We start from the raw sequence: 22,042 nt of genomic DNA, 5'->3' as shown, positions 1-22,042 counted from the left end.
CGCCGGCCCGGGCGACGTTGCGGCGGGATCCGGGCTTGCTGCGTGGGCAGGGCCGTCCACTCCCTGGAGCTCCCGCATGAACCTCGTCGACCGACGCTTCCGCCCGCCCTCCCGGCGGCCCTCGATGCTGCTTGCCGCCGCGGCCGTGCTCGCGCTGTGCGGCCTCGCGGTGCACCGGCGCTCGCGGCAGGCCGAGCGCGACTTCCCGCCGCTCGGCCGCTTCGTCACGGTGCGGGGCGTGCGCCTGCACTACCGCGACTTCGGCGGCGAGGGCCCGCCGCTGGTGCTGCTGCACGGCAACGGCACGCTCGCCGAGGAGTTCGACATCAGCGGTCTCGTCGCGCTGGCGCGGCCGCGCTACCGCGTGATCGCCTTCGACCGCCCGGGCTACGGCTACAGCGAGCGACCGCGCGGGACGGTCTGGACGGCACAGGCGCAGGCCGAGCTGCTGCACGCGGCGCTCGGCGCGCTCGGCATCCTCGACCCGGTGGTGCTGGGGCATTCGGCCGGCACGCAAGTGGCGATCGCGATGGGCCTGCGCCACCCGCAGTCGTTGCGCGCGCTGGTGCTGGCCTCGGGCTACTACTTCCCGACGCCGCGGCTGGAGCTGCCCTTCTTCTCGGCGCCCGCGCTGCCGCTGCTCGGCACGCTGATGCGCCACACGGTCTCGCCGCTGCTCGGGCGGCTGATGTGGCCGCTGATGGTGCGGCACCTGTTCGCGCCGTCGCCCGTGCCCGAGGCCTTCCGCCGGCGCTTTCCGGTCTGGATGGCGCTGCGTCCCTCGCAGCTGCAGGCGACCGCCGCCGAGCGCGCGCTGATGGTCGCGGGCGCGGCAGCGCTATCGAGCGGCTACCGCGGTCTCGCGGTGCCGGCGGTGCTGCTGAGCGGCGACGGCGACCGCGAGGTCAGCCCGGGCTGGCAGACGCTGCGGCTGCACCGGCGCCTGCCCGACAGCCGCCTGGTGCAGGTGCACGGCGCCGGCCACATGGTGCACCACGTCGCCCCCGCCGCGGTGCTCGCGGCGGTCGATGCCGCGATGGAGATGGCCGGCAGCTCGGTGCCGGCAGTGCATCGCGCGTCGGCACCGCGCGGCGCAGGCGCGGCACGAGCCGCCCTGGCCTGAGCGGCATCCGGTTTGCTCGAGCGTGGCATGCAGCTCAACGAGATCTGGAGTCTCGCCAAGGAAGCCGTCGGCTCATGGAGCGAGGACTACGCGCCGAGCATGGGCGCGGCGCTGGCCTACTACACGGTGTTCTCCATCGCGCCGCTGCTGCTGATCGTGATCGCGGTGGCCGGGCTGGTGTTCGGCGAGGAGGCGGCGCGCGGCGAGATCTTCGAGCAGCTCTCCGGCCTGATGGGCAAGGAGGGCGCGATCGCGCTGCAGGGATTGCTGGAAAGCTTTCGCCGCACCGGCACCGGCGTGCTCGCGACCGCCGTCAGCATCGTCGTGCTGCTGGTGGGCGCCACCACGGTGTTCGCCGAGTTGCAGGACGCGCTCGACCGGATCTGGCGCGCGCCGGCGCGCGACAAGACCGGCGGCCTCTGGGGCCTGGTGCGCGCAAGGCTGCTGTCCTTCGGCATGATCCTCGGCATCGGCTTCCTGCTGATCGTGTCGCTGGTCGCCAGCGCCGCGCTCGCGGCGCTCGGCCGCTGGTGGGGCGAGCGGCTCGGCGGCTGGCAGGTGCTTGCGAGCGTGCTGAACCTGCTCGTCAGCTACGGCCTCATCACCGTGCTGTTCGCGATGATCTACAAGATGATGCCGAGGGTGAAGATCGCCTGGCACGACGTCTGGATCGGCGCGGCCGTGACTTCGCTGCTGTTCGCGGTCGGCAAGTTCCTGATCGGCCAGTACATCGGCCACAGCGGCATCGCCTCGGGCTTCGGTGCCGCCGCGTCGCTGATCGTGGTGCTGGTCTGGGTCTACTACTCGGCGCAGATCTTCCTGCTCGGCGCCGAGTTCACCTGGGTCTACGCGCACCGCCACGGCTCGCTGAAGGGGCGGCCACGGCCGGCCCCCGCGACCCCCACGCCGACGCGCACCGCCCCGCTGGAGGGTCCCGCCGCGGCCGCGGGCCCGACGGCCTCCCGGCGCGGTCGCACGGTCCCTTGAAAAAAATTCCCCAGAGGGGGTGACAAGCCCGCTTTTTCCGTTATAGAATTCAATTCTTCCTTCAGCGCAAGGCTGAAGACGATGCGGGAGTAGCTCAGTTGGTAGAGCGCAACCTTGCCAAGGTTGAGGTCGCGAGTTCGAGACTCGTCTCCCGCTCCATCGTTTTTCTCACCATTTCCTGAAATTGTCCGAGTCCGACCGCCGCCGCTTGGCGGAGCTGGAATTGCTGCGCGCGCTCGCGGCGCAGCTGATCGTCTGGCACCACCTCGCGTACTACGGCCCGATGTCGGGTGCGGCGCAGGCGCTCGCCCCGGCGCTGTTCGAGGCGCTCGCGCAACACGGCCGGCTCGCCGTGCAGGTGTTCCTCGTGCTCGCCGGCTTCCTGGCGGCGAAGTCGCTCGCCCCCGATGCCCGGCCCGCGCCGCTGCATCCCCTGCGGCAACTCGGGCGGCGTGCCGCCCGGCTGATGCCCGCCTACTGGGTGGCGCTCGCGCTGGCGGTGGCCGCCGCCACGCTCGCGCGGCTCTCGATGGATCACGAGGTGATACCGCAGTCGCCGGCGAGCGGAGAGTTGCTCGCCCACCTGCTGCTGCTGCACACCGTGCTCGGCATCGACTCGCTGTCGGCCGGCGTCTGGTACGTCGCGATCGACCTCCAGCTGTTCGCGCTGCTCGCGGGCCTGGCATGGCTGGCGCGCGGGCTCGCCCCCCGGCTCGGCATGAGGGCGCAAACCTTGCTGCCGATGATGGTCGTGCTGCTGGCCGGCGCGTCGATGTGGCACTTCAACCGCGACCCCGGCTGGGACGCCTGGGGGCCGTACTTCTTCGGCTCCTACGCGCTCGGCATCGCCGCGGCCTGGCTCGCGGGGCCGGCCGCCGCCCGCGGCGCCGCGGTGGCGATCGTGCTGCTGGCGCTCGGCGCGCTCGCGGCGGACTTCCGCGTGCGCCTCGCGCTCGCGCTCGGCACCGCGCTGCTGGTGTGGGGGCTGACGCGCCGGCCCCTGCCGCGCTGGCCGGCGGCAGCCGATCGCCTCGTCGGCCTTTTGGCGCGTACTTCCTACGCCACCTTCCTCGTGCATTTCCCGGTGATGCTGCTCGTGGCGGCGCTCGTGCAGCGCGTCGCACCGGACGACGCGGCGCTCAACGCCGCCGCGCTCGTGCTGACCTGGCTCGCGAGCCTCGCGCTGGCCGCGCTGGTGCAGCGCCATGTCGAGCAGCCGGCCGCCGCCTGGCTCGCGCGCGGCGGCCCGGCCGCGGGGCGCACCCGGCGGCAGTCGCTGCTGCTCCTGCTCGGGCTGGCGCTCGCCGGCCTGTGGCAGGCCTTGCCGTAGCAGGCCCGCCTGGCCGGAGCCGGCACGCCGGCTGCTCTCCTCGGGCAACACCTGGAGGAGGGACGAAATGGATGCGGGGTCCTGGCTCGCGACACTGGCAATTCCCGGGCTCGGCGCGCATGGCGTGCTGGTGCTGGTCTTCACCGCGGTCGTGCTCGTGCTCTTCGTGTGGGATCGGCTGCCGATCGCGTCGGTCTGCCTCGGCATCCTGGTCGGGCTGCCGCTGCTGTTCCTGGCCTTCCCGCTCCAGACGCCACGTGGGCCGCTGAAGCCCGCGACCTTCTTCGAGGGCTTCGGCCACCCGGCGCTGGTGGCGATCTGCTCGCTGATGGTGCTCGGCCATGCGCTGGTCGTCACCGGCGCGCTCGAGCCGCTGGCGCGGCGCCTGTCGGGCCTGCTGACGCAGCGGCCGGGCATGACGCTGCTGCTGGTGCTGGCAGGGGCGATGGCGACCAGCGGCTTCATCAACGACACGCCGGTGGTGGTGCTGCTGATCCCGCTGCTGATCGCCGCGCTGCGCCGCGCGAAGGCACCGCCGGCCATGGCGCTGATGCCGATGAACTACGCGGTGCTGATCGGCGGCATGGCGACGACGATCGGCACCTCGACCAACCTGATCGTCGCGACGATGTCCTCGGATCTGGGCGGCCCGAGGCTGACCCTCTTCAGCTTCTACCCGATCGTGGCGATGGCGGCGGTGCCGGCGCTGCTCTACCTCTGGTTGGTGGCGCCGCGCCTGCTGCGCTCGGTCCCGGCACGGGACGACGACTATGCGCAGGACGTGTTCGACGCGGAGCTGCAGATCGAGCCGCAGGACTGGCTCGAGGGGCGGCAGCTGCGCGAGGCGATGGAGGCCACCGAGGGGCGCATGCGCATCGTGGCGGTGCGCGATGCGAAGGGGCGCGACCGCACGCGCCTACCGACGATGCGGCTGCACGCGGGCGACCGGCTGCTGCTGCAGGACACGATCGAGAACCTGAAGGAGTTCGAGACGCTGCTGAAGGCGCGACTGCACGGGCTGCGCCCCGAGCAGGAGGAGGACGTGAAGGCCGTGGTCGAGAGCGAGGCGGAGGACGCCGAGGCGACGTCCGCCGGCACGCCGGCGGCCAAGGCGGTCATCGCGCAGCTCGTCGTCACGCCGCAGTCGCCCCTTACCGGCCGCACCGTGCGGCAGCACCGCCTCGTCGAGCACTACCACCTCGCCGCAGTCGGCCTGCGGCCCGCGCGCACCGCCTCGGCCTGGCTGCGCGAGGACCTGTTCGACCGCCGGCTCGAGCCCGGCGACGTGCTGCTGGTGCAGGGCGCCGGCACCGCGGTGCAGGACGCGCAGCGCGACGGGCTCGGCCTGCTGCTCGACGCGCGCTACGTGCTGCCGCGCCAGGACAAGGCCTGGCTCGCGCTGCTGACGATGGCCTGCGTCGTGGTGCTCGCCGGCACCAAGCTGCTGCCGATCGAGGTCGCGGCGCTCGCCGGCGTGTTGCTGCTGCTGATGACGCGCGGCCTGACCTGGAGCGACGTCGGCGCGGCGCTGTCGGCCAAGGTGATCCTGCTGGTGGCCTCGAGCCTCGCGCTCGGCCAGGCGCTGTCGGTGACCGGGGCCACCGCCTACCTCGCCCAGCAGCTCGTCGCGCTGTCGGGCGGGCTGGCGCCGCACTGGGTGCTGGCGCTGCTGATGGGCCTGATGGGGCTGCTGACCAACTTCGTGTCGAACAACGCCGCGGCGGCGATCGGCACGCCGCTGGGCATCGAGATGGCGCGCGCGCTCGGCGTGCCGCCCGAGCCCTACGTGCTCGCGGTGCTGTTCGGCTGCAACCTCTGCTACCTCACGCCGATGGGCTACCAGACCAACCTGCTGGTGATGAACGCGGCGGGCTACCGCTTCGGCGACTTCGTGCGCGTCGGCACGCCGCTGTTCCTGCTGATGTGGGGAATCCTCACCGCGCTGCTGAGCTGGCGCTACGGGCTGTGAGCCGGCGGCGCCGTGCCGTCGTGAACCGGCTCAGTGCGCTGCCGCGAGCAGCGCGCGCAGCGTTTCTTCTGGCGCGCTGATCATCGCGTCGTGACCGGTGGCGATCTCGACGAGCCGCCAGCCGGGCTCGGCTCGCACGCGGCGCCGCGAGGCGTGGATGGTCGGCAGCGCCGGCGCGGTGCAGTCGACGAAGGTGCGCGGCAGCGCCGCGACGCGCGCCGCGTCGAAGTGCAGCGGCGCGTCGTAGACGCCGCCGGGCTGCGGCGTCTGGCGGCGCGCCACCCAGTCGGCGTCGGCGCCGGCGAGGCCGAACAGCGCCGGGTCCGCCGGCGCCAGCGTGCCGGTGGCCGCGATCGCCGCGCGCCGCGCGGCCTGCGTCTCGGGCGTGTGGCCGCTCGACCAGCTCTGCCCCGGCTCGGGGATCACCGCATCGAGGTAGACCAGGTGCGCGATGCGCGGCGCGAGCCGGTCGGCGACGCCGGTGACGACCATGCCGCCGTAGCTGTGGCCGACGAGCACGACGCGCTCGAGCTCCTCGGCCTCGATCACCGCCGCGACGTCCTGCACGTGCGTCTCCAGCGTGATCGCCGGCGACAGCAGGTGCGCGCGCTCGCCCACCCCGGTGAGCGTCACCGCCCAGGCGCGGTGGCCGGCGGCCCACAGCCCCGGCAGCACCCGCTTCCAGCACCAGGCGCCATGCCAGGCGCCATGCACGAGCACGAAATCGGCCATCTCAGATCACTCCCTTGCGCTTGAGTTCGTCGAGCCGCCCGGCGTCCAGGCCCAGCCATTGTTGCAGCACCTCGCCGGTGTGCTCGCCGAGCAGCGGCGGCGGGCGCCGGTACTGCACCGGCGTTTGCGACAGCCGGATCGGGCTGCCGACCACGCGCAGCGCGTCCGACAACGGGTGCGGCAGCTCGCGCACCATGCCGCGTGCCGCGGTCTGCGGCAGCGCGAGCGCCTGCGCGACGTCGTTGATCGGCCCGCACGGCACCTTCAGCGCGTCGAGCGCGGCGATCCATTCGGCGGTGGTGCGCCCGAGCATCGCCGGCGCGAGCAGCGCGACGAGCTCGTCGCGGTGGCGCACGCGCGCGTCGTTGGTCTCGAAGCGCGCGTCCGCCGACCACTCCGCGTGGCCGAGCGCGGCGCAGTAGCGCGCGAACTGGGCGTCGTTGCCGACCGCGACCAGCATGTGGCCGTCGGCGGTGGAGAAGCTCTGGTAGGGCGCGATGCTCGGGTGCGCGTTGCCGACGCGCCGCGGCGCGGCGCCCGACAGCAGCGCGCTCGAGCCGAGGTTGGCGAGCATCGCGAGCTGCGTGTCGAAGAGCGCCGCGTCGACGTGCTGGCCGCGCCCGGTGCGCGCGCGTGCCGCGAGCGCGGCCTGGATCGCGACCGTCGCGTACAGCCCCGTCATCAGGTCCACCACCGCGACGCCGACCTTCTGCGGTCCGCCGCCGGGCCGGCCGTCGGGCTCGCCGGTGATGCTCATCAAGCCGCCGAGCCCCTGCACCATCAGGTCGTAGCCGGCGAGCTCCGCCATCGGCCCGTCCTGGCCGAAGCCGGTGATCGAGCAGTAGACGAGGCCGGGGTTGACTTCGGCGAGGCTCGCGGCGTCCAGCCCGTACTTCGCGAGGTTGCCGACCTTGAAGTTCTCGACCAGCACGTCGCTGCGCGCGGCGAGCTCGCGCAGCAGCGCGGCGCCCTCGGGGTGGGCCAGGTCCACCGTGATCGAGCGCTTGTTGCGGTTGCAGCTCAGGAAGTAGGCCGACTCGCCGGTGTCGCGGCCCTCGCGGTCCTTCAGGTAGGGCGGACCCCAGCCGCGCGTGTCGTCGCCGCCGCGCCCGCCGTCGCGGGCCGGACGCTCGACCTTGATCACGTCGGCGCCGAGGTCGGCGAGGATCTGCGTGCACCAGGGGCCGGCGAGCACGCGCGACAGGTCGAGCACGCGCACGCCGGCGAGCGGCGGCGCGGCCTCGGGGCAGGGGGGAGCGGAGGCGGTCATGCCGCGATTGTCGGCGCGCGCCGGATAATCGCGCGATGCAGGCAAGGATGTGGATGGCGGCGCTCGCCGCGCTCGGTACCGCGGCGTGCTCGCCGACGCTCGACTGGCGCCAGGTGCGGCCCGAGGGCTCGACGCTCGAGGCGATGTTCCCCTGCAAGCCCGTGAGCCACGCCCGCCGGCTGGCGCTCGCCGGCGCCGAGACGGAAATGTCCATGCTCGCCTGCACGGCCGGCGGCAGCACCTATGCTGTGTCGTTTGCCGATGTGAAGGAGCCGGCGCGCGTCGGCTCCGCCCTGGCGGAGTTGCGCGGCGCGGCGCTCGCCAACGTGCGCGGCGAGGCGAGGCGCAGCGTGCCCGCCGCGGTGCCCGGCATGACGCCGAACGCCCGGGCCGAGCGGCTGAGCGTGGAGGGCAGGCTGCCCGACGGCCGCGCGGTGCGCCAGGAATCGGCCTTCTTCGTGCACGCGACGCGGGTCTACCAGGCCAGCATCGTCAGCGCCGGGGAGGCGCCGCAGGCCGAGGCGGTCGAGGCGTTCTTCAGCGGACTGCGGCTGTCGTCCTGAGCCCGCGCGGCGGCGCGGCTGTCGCATTTGCGCGACCCTTGCGCATCGGCGCGGGGCGCAAAGGCGTCCCCGGCGCACGCATCGGCCCATAATCCCCCAGCTTGACCCCACCATGACCGGCATCCTCATCATCGCCCATGCCCCGCTGGCCAGCGCCCTGAAGGCCTGCGCGCACCACACCTTCCCGGAGTGCGCGGCCACGCTCGAGACGCTGGACGTGCAGCCCGACGCGTCTCCGGAGGAGACCGAGACGCAGGCGCGCGCGCTGCTCGAGCGGGTGCTCCAGCCCGAGGCCCTGATCCTCACCGACGTGTTCGGCGCGACGCCCTGCAACGTCGCGCAGCGGCTCGCCGACGGCGTGCAGGTCAAGGTGGTCTCGGGCGTCAACGTGCCGATGCTCTGGCGCACGCTGTGCTACCAGCACGAGTCGCTGGACATGGTCCTCACGCGCGCACTGGCCGGTGCCACGCAGGGCGTGATGCAGGTCGCGACGGCCCGGCCCCAGAACCAAGCCCAGAAACCGGGACATGATCCAGCGCACCATCAAGATCAGCAATAAGCTCGGCCTGCACGCGCGGGCCTCGGCCAAGCTCACCAAGCTCGCCGGCTCCTTCAAGAGCGATGTCTTCATGAGCCGCAACGGGCGGCGCGTCAACGCCAAGAGCATCATGGGGGTGATGATGCTGGCCGCCGGCCTCGGCACCGAGGTCGAGATCGAGGTCAGCGGCCCGGACGAGCAGCCCGCGATGGACGCGCTCGTCGCGCTGATCGACGACAAGTTCGGCGAGGGCGAATAGGCGGGGAAGAGGCGCGCCACGCAGGTTCGGCGGCGCACAGGCAGGAGCTGCGGGCCCCTGCGCGGCGGGCGGGACGACGCGGCGGCCCCGCCGGAGGATGTCGCGCTTCTTACTGCGCGCGCTCGAGCGCGGTGACGGTGTAGGTGCCGTTGACCTTCTCGGCCTGGAAGCGCACCTTGTCGCCGACCTGCACCTTGTCCACCAGCGCAGGCGGCTGGGCGCGGAAGACCATCGTCATCGGCGGCATGTCGAGGTTCTTGATCTCGCCGTGCTTGATCGTGACCTTGCCCTGCTCCTTGTCGATCTTGCGCACCTCGCCCTCGGAGAGCGGGGACTGCGCGAAGGCGCCGGTGGCGCCGAGCAGGGCGATCATCAGGGAAATCAGCTTCTTCATCTCGGGATTCCAGGGTTCTCGGGCGCGGCGCGGCCGCGCGCCTCATCGGTAGTTGGGGGCGCCTCGCCGCGGCTCAAGCCTTGGCGGCGTAGCGCTGGTAGACGCTGGCGCGGTTGTCCTTCGTGACGAGCAGCACCTCGTAGGCGTCGACGCGGCCGCTCTCGACCTCCATGCCGGGCGAGCCGACCGGCATGCCGGGCACCGCGAGGCCGAGCGCCTGCGGCTTCTCCTTCAGCAGCCGGTGGATCTCGCGCGCCGGCACATGGCCCTCGAGCACGTAGCCGCCGACCTTGGCGGTGTGGCAGGAGCCGTACTGCGCGGCGAGGCCGAACTTCTCGCGATAGTCGGCCGGGCCCGGCACGTCGTTGACCTTGACCTCGAAGCCGTTCTTCTCCAGGTGCTCGACCCAGCCTTGGCAGCAGCCGCAGCTGGGCGACTTCCAGACCTCGATCTGCGGCTTCGCCGGCGCGGCGAGCGCCGGGCCGAGCGCGAGCGCGGTCGCGGCGGCCGTGGCGCCGAGAAGGAACTGGCGGCGTGAATTCATCGGGAACTCCTCGGGGGATGTCGGCACGCGGGCCGCTCCGGCATTGGAGCCGGTGCGCGTGCCGAGGGTTCAATCAGTGCACGAAACAGTGCGCAAACGCTCACGGATCGCGGCGCCTGCGCATCGGCGGCAGGTTCATCGCACGACGATGCGGCCGACCATGCCGCCCTCGAAGTGCCCGGGCAGCAGGCAGCCGTACATGAAGCGGCCGGGCTTGTCGAAGGTCCAGACGATCTCGGCGCGCTCGCCCGGCGCGACGTGCGCCATGTAGGGCTCGTCGTGCTCCATGCCGGGGTGCTGCTTCATCAGCTCGGCATGGCGCTTGAGCTCGGCCTCGGTGCCCAGCACCAGCTCGTGCATCACCCGACCGCTGTTGTGCACCACCAGGCGCACCGTCTCGCCGCGCCTGAAGCGCAGCTCGCCCGGCACGAAGCGCAGCGCGTCCTTCATGTCGACCTCGATGGTGCGCGTCACGTCGGCGGCGCGGCCCTCGCGGCCCCAGGGGTAGGACTCGGTCGACGGAGCAGCCGTTGCCGCCTTCGGCGCATGGCCGGCGGCGCCGTGCGCGAGCGCGGCGGCGGGCAGCGCCGCGAGCAGTGCGGTGCACAGGCCGGCGGCGAGCGCCGGACGCAGCAGGGAAAGATCAATGCGCATGGGGTTCTCCTTCGCGCGGCTTGCGTGCGCGCAGCGGCGGGTTGTCAGAGGCGGAGGCCGGCGCGGCGGCACGCGCCGGCGCCGGCGTGGCGCCGCTCCATTCGTAGGCCACGGTGCCGGCCGGGTGCCGGTAGTGGCCGGGGTCGCGCCAGTCGTTGCGCGCGAGGCCCTCGCGCACCTTGACGGTGGTGAACATGCCGCCCATCTCGAGCGCGCCGAAGGGGCCGGTGCCGGTCATCATCGGCAGCGTGTTGTCGGGCAGCGGCATCTCCATCTCGCCCATGTCGGCCATGCCGCGCTCGCCCATCACCATGTAGTCGGGGATCAGCTTCTGGATCTTCTGCACCACCTCGCGGTGGTCGACGCCGATCATCGTCGGCACGTCGTGGCCCATCGCGTTCATCGTGTGGTGGCTCTTGTGGCAGTGGAAGGCCCAGTCGCCGGGCTCGTCGGCGATGAACTCCAGCGCGCGCATCTGCCCGACCGCGATGTCGGCGGTGATCTCGGGCCAGCGCGACCCGGGCGGCGTCCAGCCGCCGTCGGTGCCGGCGACGACGAACTCGTGCCCGTGCAGGTGCATCGGGTGGTTGGTCATCGTCAGGTTGCCGACGCGGATGCGCACGCGGTCGCCGAGCCGGCACACCATCGGGTCGATGGCCGGGAAGACGCGGCTGTTGAAGCACCAGAGGTTGAAGTCGAGCATCGTGTTGACCTTCGGCGTCGCGCTGCCGGGCTCGATGTCGAAGGCGTTGAGAAGGAACACGAAGTCGCGGTCGCAGTCGGCGTAGCCGGGCGTGCGCTTCGGGTCCTTCGGGTGCGTGATCCAGAAGCCCATCATGCCCATCGCCATCTGCGTCATCTCGTCGGCATGCGGGTGGTACATGAAGGTGCCGGGGCGCCGCGCCTCGAACTCGTAGACGAAGGTCTTGCCGGGCGGGATGTGCGGCTGCGTGAGGCCGCCGACGCCGTCCATGCCGTTGGGCAGGCGCTGGCCGTGCCAGTGCACCGCGTGGTGCTCGGGCAGGCGGTTGGTGACGAAGATGCGCACGCGGTCGCCCTCGACCACCTCGATGGTCGGGCCGGGCGAGGAGCCGTTGTAGCCCCACAGCTGCGCCTTCATGCCCGGCGCGAACTCGCGGATCACGGGCTCGGCCACCAGGTGGAACTCCTTCACGCCCTGGTTCATGCGGAAGGGCAGGCTCCAGCCGTTGAGCGTCACGACCGGCCGGTAGGGCCGCCCGGCCGAGGGCTCGAGCGGAGGCGCGGAAGCGGTGTCGGTGCGCAGCACCGGCTCGGGCAGCGCGGCCATCGCCGCGCGGCCGACGGCGGCGGCGGCGAGCGCCGCGCCGCCGAGGAAGAGTCGTCTCGTCGTCATCTCAGTGTCCTTGGGGGGCGGTCGCCGCGGCACCTGGCGCGGAGAGGGGGGCGGGCGCGAGCGGCGCGCCGAGCCGCGCGGCCTCGAGCGCCGCGTCGGCGAGCCAGAAGTCGCGCTGCGCCTCGATCGCGGCGATCACGCTGGCGCGCTGCTCGCGTGCGTCGGCCAGCAGCTCGAACACGCCGACGAGCATGCCGTTGTAGCGCAGCAGCATCTCCTCGGCGATGGTCTTGCGCAGCGGCACCAGCTCGTCGCGGTAGTGGCGCGCGATGTCGTGCGCGCTGCGCCAGGCGTGGTAGCGCTCGCGCAGTTGCGAGGCGGTCTCGAGCTGCACCTGCCGCAGCTGCGCGAGCGCGGCGAGCGTCTGCGCGGACGCGCCGGCGCGGCGCGCGTCGCCGAGGTCGAACAGCGGCAGCGCGATCTCGAGCTCCCAGCCGCGCTGCACCGGTTCGTGCGTCTCGCTGTTGCGGATGTAGGCGAGCTCCAGGTCGCCGACGCTGCTCCAGCGCGTGCTGCCCTCGGCGCGCTGCGCGGCGGCGAGGCGCTGGCGCGCGAGCCGCAGGTCGAGCCGGTCCTCCTTGGCCGACGCGAGCACCGCCTCGGCGGAGATCGGCTGCTTCGGCAGCTCCGCGAGGCGCTCGGGCAGCCGCAGCGACTGCGCCTGCGCCGCGTCGAGCCCGAGCAGGCGCACCAGCGCCTCGCGCTCGGCGAGCGCGGCCTGGCGCGCGCGCGCCAGACCCGCGCTGGCCTCGGAGTGGAAGGCCTGCTCGCGCGCGCGCTGCAGCCGGCTCCAGTTGCCGACCGCCTGCATGCGGCGCGCGAGCTCGGCGGCGGCCTCGGCCGCCTCCTGCACCTCGGCGTGGTAGTGCTGCAGCTGCTGCGCCGCGACCGCGCGCACCCACTGCTGGCGCACCTGCAGGCCGAGCGCGAGCACCTCCTGCGCCAGGCGCAGGCGCTCGGCCTCGATCGCCTGCGTCGCGGCGCGCTGGCGCAGCGGCAGCGTCAGCAGGTCGAGCAGGCCGAAGCTCAGCGCGCGGCCGATCTCGACGTCGTGCCCTTGCACCAGGCGCTCGAGCGCGAGCCGCGGGTTGGGCAGCCGCCCGCCCTGGCGCGCCTCAGCCTGCGCGGCCCAGCTCGCGGCCAGCATCGACTGCAGCGCCGGGCTGTTGACGAGCGCGAGCCGCACCGCGTCGTCCTGGGCGAGCGGCGCGGCCAGCCATTGCGCGACGCGAGCCTCGCGCGCGGCGCGGTCCGCGGCGTCGCGCGACAGGGCCACGCCCTCGCCGGCGAGCGGCTCGATGCGGCGCGAGGCCTCGCCGGTGGCCTGCCCGGGGTCGAGCGAGGCGCAGCCGGCCAGCAGCGCGGCCAGCACCGGCACGGCGAGCCTGAAGGCGGGTCCTCTCCTCATCGCACGCCTCCGGCTTGCGGCGCGCCGCCATGGCAGCGCATGCCCTGCGTCTTGCCGTGCATCTGTCCGTGCATCTGCCCGTGAATTTGGGCAGGCATCTGCGCGTGCATCGGGCAAGCCGGCATGCCGCCTTCGCCTGCGGCGGTGCGCTCGCCCGAGGCGCCGTGAGCGCCGTGTACCGGCTGCTGCGTTGCGGGTGCCGGCGTGCCGGCCGGAGGGCTGTCTTGCGGCTGCGTGGCGGGCGCCGCGGGTGCGGCCGCGGCCCGCAGGTGACCCGCGTGGCCGCCGAGCGCCGCCACCTGCTCGTTGGCGGCGCGCCAGCCGAGGGCCTGCGGATCGGTGTGGGGACGCACCGCCTCGAAGGCCGAGCGGTAGGGGATTTCGGCGCGGACCGGCAGCGCGAGGGCCAGGGCCGCGAATGCCAGCGCGAGGGCCGGCCGCAAAGGAATGGGATTCATCGACGGATCGCTCCGGGACAGCGTGCGCACCGCGTGTCGGGGCGACAGGCGGGGCGGCACGGGACGGCCAGGCCGGAAAAAGCGGCAGGCCGGCGTCGGGCGTCGCGGCACGGGGCGCGCGACGCGTCTCGGCGATCAGGCGCGGGGAGGTCGGAACAACTCGTGCGTGGCCAGCCGGCCGGGCGACCGCGGCTCCCAGGCGGGTGGCGCGCCCGGATTCATCGGCGCGAAGCCCTCGAAGGCCAGCACCGGCGGCGCGACCGCGCCATGGCAGATGTCGCACAGCGCGCAGGTGCCCGCGCCCGGCTGCATCGAGGCGGCAGCGTCGGCGTGCGCCGTCGCGCCGTGGCGATGTTCGTGGAATTCTTCCTGCAGGTTCTCGACCGCGGCCGCGCCGTGGCAAGGCCGGGCTGCCGCCTCCTGGACCGCCGCGGCAGGCGCGGCCGCCGCGGGCGCCGGCATGGCGACGCCCGCCCAGCCGCGCAGGGGCAGCAGGGCGATGCACAACCACAACAGGACGAGGCGCCAGGGCATGGGCGCAAGTATAGGCAAGCCTGCAAGGGCGGGCCCGTCGCCGGGTGAGCGGGCATTCTTCACCGTCCTGCGGGCGCCCGGTTCCCTCGCGGGCGACTCGGCGGGGCGGCCGGCACCTACAATCCTGCGATCTTTTCCACCCGTGTTTTTCCGGAGTTGCCGCGCATGAACGCCCAGGCCACCGGCGCACCCGCCGACATTTCGCACATCAACCCGCGCGACAAGGCCGAGATCCTGGCCCAGGCGCTGCCCTACATCCGCAAGTTCCATGGCAAGACCATGGTGATCAAGTACGGCGGCAACGCCATGACCGACCCGGCGCTGCAGCAGGATTTCGCCGAGGACATCGTGCTGCTCAAGCTCGTCGGCATGAACCCGGTCGTCGTGCATGGCGGCGGCCCGCAGATCGACGAGGCGCTCGCGAAGGTCGGCAAGAAGGGCACCTTCGTGCAGGGCATGCGCGTCACCGACGAGGAGACGATGGAAGTCGTCGAGTGGGTGCTCGCCGGCGAGGTGCAGCAGGACATCGTCGGCCTGATCAACGCGGTGGGTGGCAAGGCGGTGGGCCTGACCGGCCGCGACGGCGGCATGATCCGGGCGACCAAGCTCAAGCTCAAGGACCGCGACGACCCGAGCAAGGAGCACGACGTCGGCCAGGTCGGCGAGATCGTCGCGATCGACCCGAGCGTCGTGAAGGCGCTGCAGGATGACCAGTTCATCCCGGTGATCTCGCCGATCGGCTTCGGCGAGAGCAACGAGAGCTACAACATCAATGCCGACGTCGTCGCCGGCAAGCTCGCCGAGGTGCTCAAGGCCGAGAAGCTGATGCTGCTGACCAACACGCCGGGCGTGCTCGACAAGAGCGGCCAGTTGCTGACCGATCTCTCGGCGCGCGAGATCGACGCGCTGTTCGCCGACGGCACGATCTCCGGCGGCATGCTGCCCAAGATCGCCTCGGCGCTCGATGCGGCCAGGAGCGGCGTCAACGCGGTGCACATCATCGACGGCCGCGTGCCGCACGCGATGCTGCTCGAGATCCTGACCGAGCAGGCCTACGGCACGATGATCCGCTCGCATTGAGCGGCAGGCCGACCGCGGGGGGCGGACGCGGCCGCATGGCGCAGCCGCGCACCGTGTGGCTGTTCGACCTCGACAACACGCTGCACGACGCCTCGCGCGCCTGCTTCCCGGCGATCAACGCGGCGATGACCGCGTTCATCGTGCGCGAGCTCAGCGTCGACGAGGCCGAGGCGCAGCGGCTGCGCCAGCACTACTGGCAGCGCTACGGCGCGACGCTGCTCGGCCTCGCGCGCCACCACGGCATCCGCGCCGCGCATTTCCTCGAGGACACGCACCGCCTGCCCGGCATCGAGCCGGGTTTGAGCAGCCATGCGCACGACCGCGCGGTGCTCGCCCGCCTGCCGGGGCGGCGCTTCGTGCTGACCAACGCGCCGGCGGGCTATGCGCGCCGCGTGCTCACCGCGCTCGGGCTCGCCGAGCACTTCGAGGGCATCCTCAGCATCGAGAGGATGCGCATGTTCGGCCAGTGGCGACCCAAGCCCGACGCCCGCATGCTGCGCTTCGTCGCGGCGCGGCTGAAGGTGCCGGCCTCGCGCTGCGTGCTGGTCGAGGACACGCTCGAGCACCAGAAGGCGGCGCGCCGCGTCGGCATGCGCACCGTGTGGATGCAACGCTATCTCCGTGCTTGTCGCACGGATCCCGAGGTTGGCGTTCACTTGCGCCGAAAACCGGCCTATGTCTGTGCGAGAATCCGTTCGCTACAAAAGTTACTAAAAATCTGAGGATTCTCGATGTCCGAGCAAGTGTTGGAGCCGGCAGCTCTCGAACTCGACCCCGAGCGTGCCGAGGAGGCACCCTCTACCGAAACCGCCGCCCCGGTGCCGGTGCGCCGTCGGCTCAAACCGGGCGAACGACGCATCCAGATCCTGCAGACGCTCGCCGCGATGCTGGAGCAGCCGGGCGCCGAGCGCATCACGACCGCGGCGCTCGCGGCGCGGCTCGAGGTGAGCGAGGCGGCGCTCTACCGCCACTTCGCGAGCAAGGCCCAGATGTTCGAGGGCCTGATCGACTTCATCGAGCACAGCGTCTTCTCGCTCGTCAACCAGATCACCGAGCGCGAGGAAGACGGCCGCGTGCAGGCGCAGCGCATCGCGGCGGTGGTGCTGCAGTTCGGCGAGAAGAACCCGGGCATGGCCCGCGTGATGGTCGGCGATGCGCTGGTCTACGAGCACGAGCGGCTGCAGACGCGCATGAACCAGTTCTTCGACCGCGTCGAGGCGCAGTTGCGCCAGAGCCTGCGTCCCGCCCTCGACGCGGCGGGCGCCGAGACGCCGACGGTGGAGGCACAGGCACGCGCCTCGGCGCTCACGAGCCTGCTGCTCGGGCGGCTGCAACGCTATGCCCGCTCGGGCTTCAGGCGGCTGCCGACCGAGCACCTGGACCTGGGCCTGGCGCTGCTGAGCCGCTGAGGCCGCACGGGGCGCCGGCCGGTCGCTACACTGCGCGGCTCACCCGGGAGACCCCATGAGTTCCGCATCGCTTGAATCCCTGCTCCTGCGCGCCGAAGGGCTGCTGTCGCGTCTGGAGGCCGTGCTGCCGCAGCCGCTCGCGGCGCCCGACTGGCAGGCCTCGGTGGCCTTCCGCTACCGCAAGCGCGCCGGGCGCGGCCTGCTCGAGCCGGTGCGCCATGTCGGCCTGATCCGGCTCGCCGACCTCCGGGAGGTGGACGGCCAGAAGGAGCGGCTGCTGCGCAACACCGAGCAGTTCGTCGCCGGGCGCAGCGCCAACAACGTGCTGCTGACCGGCGCGCGCGGCACCGGCAAGAGCTCGCTGATCCGCGCCTGCCTGCACGAGTTCGCGCCGCAGGGACTGCGGCTGATCGAGGTCGACAAGGCGGACCTGGTGGACCTGCCCGACCTCGTCGAGCTGGTGGCCGGGCGGCCCGAGCGCTTCATCGTCTACTGCGACGACCTGAGCTTCGACGAGGGCGAGCCGGGCTACAAGGCGCTGAAGTCCATCCTCGACGGCTCGGTGGCCGCCGCGACGCCGAACGTGCTGATCTACGCCACCTCGAACCGGCGCCACCTGCTGCCCGAGTACATGCGGGACAACCTCAGCTACAAGCACACCGAGGACGGCGAGGTGCATCCCGGCGAGGTGGTGGAGGAGAAGATCTCGCTGTCCGAGCGCTTCGGGCTGTGGATCAGCTTCTATCCCTTCAGCCAGCAGGAGTACCTGGCGATCGTCGAGCAGTGGCTGCGCAACCTCGGCGTGCCCGAGGAGGCGCTGCCGGCGGCGCGCCAGGCCTCGCTGGTGTGGGCGCTCGAGCGCGGCTCGCGCTCGGGCCGCGTCGCCTACCAGTTCGCGAAGGATTTCGCCGGGCGCGCGGTGTCGCCCGCAGCTGCGCCCGCGGCACCGGCGGTGTCGGCCGAGGTGCCGGAGGGGCTGGACCATGTCTGAGCCGACGCTGCAGGCCGGCGGGCGCACGCCGGTCGACGTCGCCGTCGGCGTGCTGATCGAGCGCGATGCGCAAGGCGCCGAGGGTCGCTTCCTGCTGACCTCGCGTCCCGAGGGCAAGGTCTACGCGGGCCACTGGGAATTCCCGGGTGGCAAGCTCGAGGCCGGCGAGTCGGTGGAGCAGGCGTTGCGGCGCGAGCTGCACGAGGAGCTCGGCATCACGATCGGCGCCGCGCATCCCTGGAAGGTCGAGATGATGGACTATCCGCACGCGCTGGTGCGGCTGCACTTCTGCAAGGTCTACGACTGGGCGGGCGAGTTCGAGATGCGCGAGCGCCAGCAGATGGCCTGGCAGGCGCTGCCGGTGCAGGTGCAGCCGGTGCTGCCCGGCACGGTGCCGGTGCTGCAGTGGTTCGCCGAGGAGCGCGGCTTCACCGGCGCGACGCATTCCGGCTGACGGGCGGCGGCTGCCGCGCCGCGGCTCAGTGGCTGCGCGGCCCCCGGGCGGCGCGCCCGGCATCGCCCGGCTCCGGTCCCAGGTCCTCGGGCAGGTCTTCCGGACCGGGGCGCGACTCGACGCGGTAGGCCTCGCTCGCCCAGGCGCCGAAGTCCATGTTCTTGCAGCGCGGGCTGCAGAACGGGCGGAACGGGTTCTCGGTCGCGTAGAGGCTGTCGCCGCCGCAGGCGGGGCAGCGCACGAGGCGCGGCTTCAGGGGGGTGTCACTCATGGCGGTCTCTCGCTCGGGGCGGACGGCAGGCAGGCGGCGTCGGTGCAGCGGGAGCAGCAGCTTTCATGCGCACAGCGTCAGCTCGAAGCTGGCGCTGTCGGTGGCGGGGCGCAGTCGGCCGCCCGGTTCCTGCTGCATCAGCCGGATCGACACCATCAGCCGGTGGCCGGTGATCTCGGGCACCAGGCCGAGCGTCGGGTCGATGCGCATGCGCAGCAGCTGGAAGCTGCGCGTCGGCGGCAGGCTCTGCTGGAACAGGCCCTGCTCGGCGACGACGCGATGCGGTACCCCCGAATCGCGCAGCAGTCCCAGGATGAGCCGCAGGGCCTGCGCCAGCGGCGCGAGCGGCGCGCTCCAGGCCGCGAGGTCGGAACGCCGCTCGGAGGCCGCGCGGTGCTGCCAGGCATGGTAGAGCGGCAGGTCGAAGGCGCAGGTGCCGGCCGGAACGGCGATGCGGCTGCGCACCGTCAGCAGCCACTCGTGGCCCGCCAGCACGGGCGCCGTCTTGCCGGGCAGCTGGTTCACGCCCTCGATGGCCTCGTCGATGCGGGCCACCAGTTCGTCGAGGGCGTGTTCCGAGATCTGCGGGTTGCCGCGGTAGCCGTTGAACTGGGCCTTCTGCCGCTCCAGTTCGCGCAGCAGGTCCGGCTTCAGGTCCGAGCGGGCCGCGACCTCCATCAGCTCGAACAGCGTGAGCAGCGCGAAGTGGTGATCCACCGGCGGCTCGCGCGCGATCAGCTGGCCGAGGCGGTCGAACAGGTGTTCGAGCCGCAGCAGGGTGCGGACGCTCTCGTTGAAAGGGTACTCGTAGCGGATCAATGCGGGCTTCCTGGGGCACAACGCCAAGCCTGGGCCGGGCCGCTATGGAAAAGCGCCCGATTGTTTCACAGCCCTCGTCATCCGGCAAAAGACCGGCGCGCCGTGCCCGCCCGGTTCAGGCACGCGGGCGCTGCCAGTCCTCCCACAGCGCCTGCACGCGCGCCTCGAGCTGCTCCAGGTCGAGCCCCTCGTTGACGATCACCGCATCGGCCACCGCCAGGCGCTGCGCGCGGCCGGCCTGCTGCGCGATGATGCGCTGCACCGCGTCGCGCGACAGTCCCGAGCGCTGCATCACGCGCCGCACCTGGGTCTCCTCGCTGCAGTCGACCACCAGGATCAGGTCGACCTGCTCGCGCCAGCGCCCCGACTCGACCAGCAGCGGCACGTCGAAGACGACGATCTGCCCGGGCGCGGCGCGCGCGGCCTGCGCCTGGGTTTCCTGGCGGATCAGGGGATGCAGCAGCGCCTCGAGCCGCTGCCGCGCCTGCGGGTCGCGGAACACGAGCTCGCGCATCCTCGCACGGTCGAGCGCGCCGTCGGCGCCGATGAATTCCCCGCCGAAGCGCTCGCGCAGCGCCTCGATCGCAGCGCCGCCGGGCGCGGTGAGCGAGCGCGAGATCGCGTCGGTGTCGACGATCCAGGCACCGCGGCGCGCGAGCAGTTCGGCGACCGTGCTCTTGCCGCTGCCGATGCCGCCGGTCAGGCCGACGCGGCGGACCGCGGGGGCGCGCCGCGGTGCAAGATCCATGCCGCCGTCCCTCAGCGCCAGCCGAGCCAGGCGAGCACGGTGCGTTCGCCGATGAAGAACAGCGCGATGCCGGCGCCGGCGAGGAAGGGGCCGAAGGGCACGTAGCGCCCCTCGCGCAGCGAGCCGCCGAGCTTCATCACGAGGCCGACGACCGCGCCGAGCAGCGAGGCGCCGATCAGCAGCGGCAGCAGCATCGCCGGGCCCAGCCAGGCGCCGAGGGCGGCCAGCAGCTTGAAGTCGCCGTAGCCCATGCCTTCCTTGCCGGTGGTGAGCTTGAAGAGCCAGTAGACCGACCACAGCGTCATGTAGCCCGCGACCGCGCCCCACAGCGCGCTCGACAGCGTCAGCCCGCTCCAGCCCAGGGCCGCGGCGACGAGCCCCGCCCACATCAGCGGCAGCGTCAGGTCGTCGGGCAGCAGCGTGGTGTCCCAGTCGATGAAGCTCAGCGCCAGCAGCACCGCCATCACGCCGCACCACAGCAGCGCCGCGGGCTGCTGGCCGAGCGTGAGGCCGACGCCGGCGAACAGCAGCGCGCTCAGCAGTTCGACGAGCGGGTAGCGCAGCGGGATCGGGTTGTTGCAGCTCGAGCAGCGGCCGCGCAGCGCGAGCCAGCTCAGCACCGGGATGTTCTCGTACCAGCGGATCTCGTGGCCGCAGCGCGGGCAGCGCGAGCGCGGCGCCACCAGGCTCAGCGGCGCCTGCGGCTCCTCGGGTGCCTGTCCGAGCAGCTCGGCGCTGTCGCGCCGCCATTGCCGCTCGAGCATCTGCGGCAGGCGGTGGATCACGACATTCAGGAAGCTGCCGACGAGCAGGCCGAGCACGGCCAGCAGCGCCGGCGACAGCAGCCACGCCTCAATTTGGGGATCGATCTCCATCAGACGACCTGCCCGAGCTTGAAGATCGGCAGGTACATCGCGACGACGATGCCGCCGATGAGGCCGCCGAGGACGACGATGATGATCGGCTCCATCAGGCTGGAGAGGCCCTTGACGGCCTCGTCGACCTCCTCCTCGTAGAAGTCGGCGGCCTTCCCGAGCATGTGATCGATCGAGCCCGATTCCTCGCCGATCGCGCACATCTGCAGCACCATCGTCGGGAACACCCCGGTCGTCTGCATCGCGGCGGTCAGGCTGGAGCCGGTCGAGACGTCCTTCTGGATCTTCTCGGTGGCATCGGCGAACACCGCGTTGCCCGCGGCGCCGCCCACCGAGTCGAGCGACTCGACCAGCGGCACGCCGGCGGCGAACATGGTCGCGAGCGTGCGCGTCCAGCGGGCGACCGCGGACTTGTTCACCAGCGGGCCGAAGATCGGCACCTTCAGCAGCAGGCGGTCCATCACGCGCTGCATCTTCTCTGAACGTTTCCAGGACTGCATGAAGAAGTACACGCCTCCTCCGAGTCCACCGAAGATGGCCCACCAGTAGGCGACGAAGAACTCCGACATCGCCATCACGAGCAGCGTCGGGGCCGGGAGCTCGGCGCCGAAGGAGGAAAAGATTTCCTTGAAGGCCGGGATCACGAAGATCATGATGACGGCCAGCACGCCGAAGGCGACCACCAGCACCGCGATCGGATAGGTCAGCGCCGACTTGATCTTGCCCTTGAGGGCCATGGTCTTTTCCTGATAGACCGCCAGCCGGTCGAGCAGCGCCTCCAGGATACCGCCGGCTTCGCCGGCCTCGACCAGGTTGCAATACAGGGCGTCGAAGTGCAGCGGGTGCTTGCGGAAGGCGGACGACAGGTTGGTGCCGGTCTCGACGTCGGTCTTGATCTCGAGCAGCAGCTTGGTCAGCTTGGGATTGGTGCTGCCGCGCGCGACGATCTCGAAGGACTGCAGCATCGGAACGCCCGCGCGCATCATCGTGGCGAGCTGCCGCGTGAAGATCGCGATGTCCTTCTGCTTGATCGAGCCGCCGCCCTTCATGCGGCGCTTCTTGATCTTGGAGACCAGCACGCCCTGTCGCCGCAGGCTGGCGGTGACGGCCGCCTCGCCCCCTGCGCGCATCTCGCCGCGCACCGACTTGCCGTTGCGATCCTTGCCTTCCCACTCGAAGACGGGGTCCGGGTTCTTCTTTGCGACTGCCGCAGTTGCCATGGTGTCTCCGGGGAACTCGCCTCCCCAATCGATCCGG

At 72.2% G+C, this 22,042-nt stretch carries 26 protein-coding genes and 1 tRNA gene; 13 read left to right on the top strand and 14 right to left on the bottom strand.

Going from position 1 to position 22,042, the window contains the following annotated elements; genetic code table 11:
• The first annotated feature begins 76 nt into the window (after window positions 1–76).
• From D3A59_RS05690 to D3A59_RS05670, 5 genes are all read left to right on the top strand, one after another.
• Entirely contained in the window at window positions 77–1,123 is a 1,047-nt protein-coding gene (locus D3A59_RS05690; RefSeq protein WP_119153920.1) for an alpha/beta fold hydrolase, read from the top strand.
• A 27-nt stretch (window positions 1,124–1,150) separates the two neighbouring features.
• A complete protein-coding gene (locus D3A59_RS05685) occupies window positions 1,151–2,110 on the top strand; it encodes a YihY/virulence factor BrkB family protein (RefSeq protein WP_119153919.1) in 960 nt (319 codons plus the stop codon).
• A gap of 83 nt (window positions 2,111–2,193) precedes the next feature.
• A tRNA-Gly gene (locus D3A59_RS05680) sits at window positions 2,194–2,269 on the top strand.
• A gap of 25 nt (window positions 2,270–2,294) precedes the next feature.
• Window positions 2,295–3,440, top strand: a complete 1,146-nt coding sequence (locus D3A59_RS05675) for an acyltransferase family protein (protein WP_157991411.1) — start codon at window positions 2,295–2,297, stop codon at window positions 3,438–3,440.
• Window positions 3,441–3,507: 67 nt separating this feature from the next.
• On the top strand, window positions 3,508–5,409 hold the full coding sequence (locus tag D3A59_RS05670) for an SLC13 family permease (protein ID WP_157991410.1): 1,902 nt from the start codon (window positions 3,508–3,510) through the stop codon (window positions 5,407–5,409).
• Window positions 5,410–5,439: 30 nt separating this feature from the next.
• Here D3A59_RS05670 and D3A59_RS05665 read toward each other — a convergent pair whose 3' ends face one another.
• Both D3A59_RS05665 and D3A59_RS05660 read right to left on the bottom strand, forming a co-directional pair.
• A complete protein-coding gene (locus D3A59_RS05665; protein WP_119153916.1) occupies window positions 5,440–6,141 on the bottom strand; it encodes an alpha/beta fold hydrolase in 702 nt (233 codons plus the stop codon).
• A 1-nt stretch (window position 6,142) separates the two neighbouring features.
• Entirely contained in the window at window positions 6,143–7,411 is a 1,269-nt protein-coding gene (locus D3A59_RS05660) for a CaiB/BaiF CoA transferase family protein (RefSeq protein WP_119153915.1), read from the bottom strand.
• A 35-nt stretch (window positions 7,412–7,446) separates the two neighbouring features.
• Between D3A59_RS05660 and D3A59_RS05655 the strand changes: the two genes are divergently transcribed.
• From D3A59_RS05655 to D3A59_RS05645, 3 genes are all read left to right on the top strand, one after another.
• On the top strand, window positions 7,447–7,974 hold the full coding sequence (locus tag D3A59_RS05655) for a hypothetical protein (protein WP_157991409.1): 528 nt from the start codon (window positions 7,447–7,449) through the stop codon (window positions 7,972–7,974).
• Between the two features lie 112 nt (window positions 7,975–8,086).
• Window positions 8,087–8,533, top strand: a complete 447-nt coding sequence (locus D3A59_RS05650; protein WP_119153913.1) for a PTS sugar transporter subunit IIA — start codon at window positions 8,087–8,089, stop codon at window positions 8,531–8,533.
• Window positions 8,502–8,771, top strand: coding sequence for an HPr family phosphocarrier protein (locus D3A59_RS05645; RefSeq protein ID WP_119153912.1), 270 nt, complete (start codon window positions 8,502–8,504; stop codon window positions 8,769–8,771). Before D3A59_RS05650 ends, D3A59_RS05645 begins: the two co-directional genes overlap by 32 nt.
• 109 nt (window positions 8,772–8,880) lie before the next feature.
• Here D3A59_RS05645 and D3A59_RS05640 read toward each other — a convergent pair whose 3' ends face one another.
• The 7 genes from D3A59_RS05640 to D3A59_RS05610 all read right to left on the bottom strand — a co-directional run bounded on the left by D3A59_RS05640 (window position 8,881) and on the right by D3A59_RS05610 (window position 14,138).
• Entirely contained in the window at window positions 8,881–9,165 is a 285-nt protein-coding gene (locus D3A59_RS05640) for a copper-binding protein (RefSeq protein ID WP_119153911.1), read from the bottom strand.
• A 73-nt stretch (window positions 9,166–9,238) separates the two neighbouring features.
• Window positions 9,239–9,709 (bottom strand): DUF411 domain-containing protein, encoded by a 471-nt coding sequence (locus D3A59_RS05635; protein WP_119153910.1) that lies wholly within the window; start codon window positions 9,707–9,709, stop codon window positions 9,239–9,241.
• A 135-nt stretch (window positions 9,710–9,844) separates the two neighbouring features.
• Window positions 9,845–10,363, bottom strand: coding sequence for a cupredoxin domain-containing protein (locus tag D3A59_RS05630; protein ID WP_119153909.1), 519 nt, complete (start codon window positions 10,361–10,363; stop codon window positions 9,845–9,847).
• The gene (locus D3A59_RS05625; RefSeq protein ID WP_119153908.1) at window positions 10,353–11,738 is read right to left on the bottom strand and encodes a multicopper oxidase family protein; all 1,386 of its coding nucleotides are present in this window, start codon (window positions 11,736–11,738) and stop codon (window positions 10,353–10,355) included. Before D3A59_RS05625 ends, D3A59_RS05630 begins: the two co-directional genes overlap by 11 nt.
• Before the next feature lies 1 nt (window position 11,739).
• Window positions 11,740–13,146 (bottom strand): TolC family protein, encoded by a 1,407-nt coding sequence (locus tag D3A59_RS05620; protein WP_119153907.1) that lies wholly within the window; start codon window positions 13,144–13,146, stop codon window positions 11,740–11,742.
• Window positions 13,143–13,634, bottom strand: coding sequence for a hypothetical protein (locus D3A59_RS05615; protein WP_157991408.1), 492 nt, complete (start codon window positions 13,632–13,634; stop codon window positions 13,143–13,145). The genes D3A59_RS05620 and D3A59_RS05615 overlap by 4 nt, the downstream gene beginning before the upstream one ends.
• 105 nt (window positions 13,635–13,739) lie before the next feature.
• On the bottom strand, window positions 13,740–14,138 hold the full coding sequence (locus tag D3A59_RS05610) for a hypothetical protein (protein WP_119153905.1): 399 nt from the start codon (window positions 14,136–14,138) through the stop codon (window positions 13,740–13,742).
• A gap of 165 nt (window positions 14,139–14,303) precedes the next feature.
• Between D3A59_RS05610 and argB the strand changes: the two genes are divergently transcribed.
• Genes argB through D3A59_RS05585 form a run of 5 tightly spaced genes read left to right on the top strand, consistent with a single transcriptional unit; the run spans window position 14,304 to window position 18,072 of the window.
• Complete coding sequence (gene argB, locus D3A59_RS05605) at window positions 14,304–15,218, top strand: acetylglutamate kinase (RefSeq protein WP_119153904.1); 915 nt, start codon at window positions 14,304–14,306, stop codon at window positions 15,216–15,218.
• A 35-nt stretch (window positions 15,219–15,253) separates the two neighbouring features.
• Complete coding sequence (locus D3A59_RS05600; protein ID WP_119153903.1) at window positions 15,254–15,940, top strand: pyrimidine 5'-nucleotidase; 687 nt, start codon at window positions 15,254–15,256, stop codon at window positions 15,938–15,940.
• 9 nt (window positions 15,941–15,949) lie between these two features.
• The gene (slmA, locus tag D3A59_RS05595; RefSeq protein ID WP_119153902.1) at window positions 15,950–16,627 is read left to right on the top strand and encodes a nucleoid occlusion factor SlmA; all 678 of its coding nucleotides are present in this window, start codon (window positions 15,950–15,952) and stop codon (window positions 16,625–16,627) included.
• A 55-nt stretch (window positions 16,628–16,682) separates the two neighbouring features.
• Entirely contained in the window at window positions 16,683–17,618 is a 936-nt protein-coding gene (locus tag D3A59_RS05590) for an ATP-binding protein (protein WP_119153901.1), read from the top strand.
• Window positions 17,611–18,072: an NUDIX domain-containing protein gene (locus D3A59_RS05585; protein WP_119153900.1), complete on the top strand. Its 462-nt coding sequence runs from the start codon at window positions 17,611–17,613 to the stop codon at window positions 18,070–18,072. The genes D3A59_RS05590 and D3A59_RS05585 overlap by 8 nt, the downstream gene beginning before the upstream one ends.
• A gap of 25 nt (window positions 18,073–18,097) precedes the next feature.
• On the opposite strand, the gene D3A59_RS05580 is transcribed toward D3A59_RS05585, so the two are convergent.
• The 5 genes from D3A59_RS05580 to D3A59_RS05560 form a co-directional block, all read right to left on the bottom strand.
• Entirely contained in the window at window positions 18,098–18,343 is a 246-nt protein-coding gene (locus D3A59_RS05580) for a DNA gyrase inhibitor YacG (RefSeq protein WP_119153899.1), read from the bottom strand.
• 63 nt (window positions 18,344–18,406) lie between these two features.
• Window positions 18,407–19,162 carry a cell division protein ZapD gene (zapD, locus tag D3A59_RS05575; RefSeq protein WP_119153898.1) on the bottom strand — a complete coding sequence of 252 codons (756 nt, stop codon included), beginning with the start codon at window positions 19,160–19,162 and terminating at the stop codon, window positions 18,407–18,409.
• A 115-nt stretch (window positions 19,163–19,277) separates the two neighbouring features.
• Window positions 19,278–19,910, bottom strand: a complete 633-nt coding sequence (gene coaE / locus D3A59_RS05570) for a dephospho-CoA kinase (protein WP_119153897.1) — start codon at window positions 19,908–19,910, stop codon at window positions 19,278–19,280.
• Window positions 19,911–19,921: 11 nt separating this feature from the next.
• Window positions 19,922–20,785 carry a prepilin peptidase gene (locus D3A59_RS05565; RefSeq protein ID WP_119153896.1) on the bottom strand — a complete coding sequence of 288 codons (864 nt, stop codon included), beginning with the start codon at window positions 20,783–20,785 and terminating at the stop codon, window positions 19,922–19,924.
• The gene (locus tag D3A59_RS05560; RefSeq protein ID WP_119153895.1) at window positions 20,785–22,005 is read right to left on the bottom strand and encodes a type II secretion system F family protein; all 1,221 of its coding nucleotides are present in this window, start codon (window positions 22,003–22,005) and stop codon (window positions 20,785–20,787) included. The genes D3A59_RS05565 and D3A59_RS05560 overlap by 1 nt, the downstream gene beginning before the upstream one ends.
• Window positions 22,006–22,042: the final 37 nt, after the last annotated feature.

Origin of the sequence: Caldimonas tepidiphila, assembly GCF_003569765.1 — a bacterium.
In the GTDB taxonomy this organism is placed as follows: domain Bacteria; phylum Pseudomonadota; class Gammaproteobacteria; order Burkholderiales; family Burkholderiaceae_C; genus Caldimonas; species Caldimonas tepidiphila.
The sequence above is the reverse complement of the archived record's forward strand: the minus strand, read 5'-3'. Positions and strand labels throughout refer to the sequence as shown.